This is a genomic window from Ilumatobacter sp., from assembly GCF_049588435.1.
GTDB lineage: Bacteria > Actinomycetota > Acidimicrobiia > Acidimicrobiales > Ilumatobacteraceae > Ilumatobacter_A.
This window is the reverse complement of sequence record NZ_JBAVYV010000447.1, coordinates 1-2,135: the sequence shown is the minus strand read 5'-3', so window position 1 is coordinate 2,135 and position 2,135 is coordinate 1. Positions and strand designations below refer to the sequence as shown.

The window sequence follows — 2,135 nt, the reverse complement described above, 5'->3', positions numbered from 1 at the left end:
CATTTTCGGGGGTTCACGTGTCAGGACGCGGACGGCGTGATCACTCGCCTCCCTCGTTCAACGTCACGTCGATCGCCGCGTAGTCCGCACCGACGAGGTCGACCCCGTCGAGGAGGGCGATCGCTTCGGTGACGATGTCGTTCGTGAACGCACCGTCGCCCGGATCCTCGGTGAGCACGGTGGCGCCCTCGAGGTTCGGGGTGTTCTGGCTGATCTCGACCGTCTGGTCCCATGCGGCCTGGTCGATCAGGCCGATGCTCTCGCCCGATGCGGGCCAGATCAGCTTGTTCACCTCGTTCATCATCCACTGCTGGTGGCTGGCCCCGAGGGTCGAACCCGCCTCGGTGACGATCGTCGCGCATTCCTCGACGTTGTCGCGGCAGTATGCCCAACCCTGGAGGGCGGCTGCGACGAAACGCACCGCCTGATCCCGGTAGGCCTCGTCGTCCGCGAGGCGAGCGGCGTCGGCCCAGATGGCGTCCTGGAGCATGCCGACGCCTTCGTCCTCGTAGCTGATGACGTTGAAGTCCTCGGGCTGGTACAGCTCACCGGTGTCCGGGTTGGGGGCCTCGAGCACCTGTGCATACTCGTTGTAGGTCATCGCCTCGGCGGCATCGATCTCACCTTCGAGCAGCGCGATCATGTCGAACTGCTGACCGACGAGATCGACGTCGGTGGCCGGGTCGAGACCGGCCTCGCCGATCGCGGCGAACACCTCGTACTCGTTGCCGAATCCCCAGTTGCCGATGGTCTTGCCCTCGAAATCGGTCGGCGAGGTGATCCCGTTGTCGGCGAAGCTCACCTGCAGCGTCCCCGAGCGCTCGAACACCTGGGCGATGTTCGTGATGTCGGCTCCGGCTTCCCGTGTCTGGAGCGCCTTGGGAACCCACGCGATCGCGAAGTCGGCGTTGCCGTTCGCGAGTTCGGTCTGTGGCACGATTTCGACTGCACCTTCCTTGATCTCGACGTCGAGGCACTGGTCCTCGAAGAAGCCCTGATCGACGGCCGCGTAGTAGCCGCCGAACTGTGCCTGCGTGAACCACTGGAGCTGCAGGCTGACCTCGTCGAGTGAGTCGCAGTCACCGCTCGCCGCGTCGTCGCCCGAATCGGCAGCGGTGTCATCGGTCGCTTCCTCATCGGCAGCGGTGTCATCGGTCGCCTCGACGTCGTCGTTGGCCGCGTCGCTCTCCGCTTCGGCCGCGTCGTCGGACGCGACCTCGGTGTCGTCGGATGCCGTGTCGGCGGTGGAGCTGGAGTCGTCGTCGCTCCCACAGGCACCGGCGACGAGCGCCAGAGCTGCGAGACCGGCTGTGGCCCTCGTGATGGACTTTTTCATGATGTCTCTCCCCTTCGGAGGCAAGCCTCCGCTCGGTCCGATCGATGATCGGGTGTTCGTCGGTTGTTGTGGCGGGTGTTCAGTCCGCCTGGTGTCTTCCCCATTGGAGCTTCTCGAGCCCGCTGGAGATCAGGTAGAACGTCAGGCCGAGGGCCGACGCTCCGATCACGTACGCCCAGGTGACGTCCTTGCTGCCGTTGAGGCTGTTGCGGACGCCGGTGGCGAGACCGCTCTGGACGCCACCGAAGTACTCGGCGACGAAGGCGGTGATCACCGCGAGCGGCGCGGCGATCTTGAGGGCGGTGAAGAGGTAGCCGGTGGCGTTGGGGACGCGCACCTTGAACATGATCTCACTCGGGCTGGCGGCATACGAGCGCATCAACTCGAGATGGGTCGCCGACACCTGTCGGAGTCCCTTGCTCACGTTCACGAACACGACGAAGAACACGATCAGCATGACCATCAGCCGACGGGGGAGCTGACTCGTCGTGCCGAACAGCATGTTGTTCAGGATCGGGACGATCACGACGATCGGAATCGCGTTGACGGCGACCGCGACCGGGGTCAGCAGCGCCTCGACCTGGATGAAGCGCACGGTCAGGAGAGAGGCGAGCACCCCGAAGAGCACGCCGAGCAGCAACCCGATCAGCGCGTTCAGTCCGGTCACCCAGGTCGCATCCGCCACCTGGTCGAACCGGTCGACGAACGCCGTCCAGATCGCCGAGGGCGACGGCAGCGTGAACGGTGCGATGTCGAAGATCCTGACGACCGCTTCCCACGCGAGGAGGAACCCGATCCC

General features: G+C 65.3%; 2 protein-coding genes. Both read right to left on the bottom strand.

Features of this window, described 5'->3' with window-relative positions; genetic code table 11:
* Positions 1-40 precede the first annotated feature (40 nt).
* Positions 41-1,336, bottom strand: coding sequence for an ABC transporter substrate-binding protein (locus WBV89_RS17240; protein WP_423982573.1), 1,296 nt, complete (start codon positions 1,334-1,336; stop codon positions 41-43).
* 79 nt (positions 1,337-1,415) lie between these two features.
* Positions 1,416-2,135, bottom strand: a 720-nt coding sequence (locus WBV89_RS17235; RefSeq protein WP_423982572.1) for an ABC transporter permease, incomplete at its 5' end; no start/stop codon positions are given.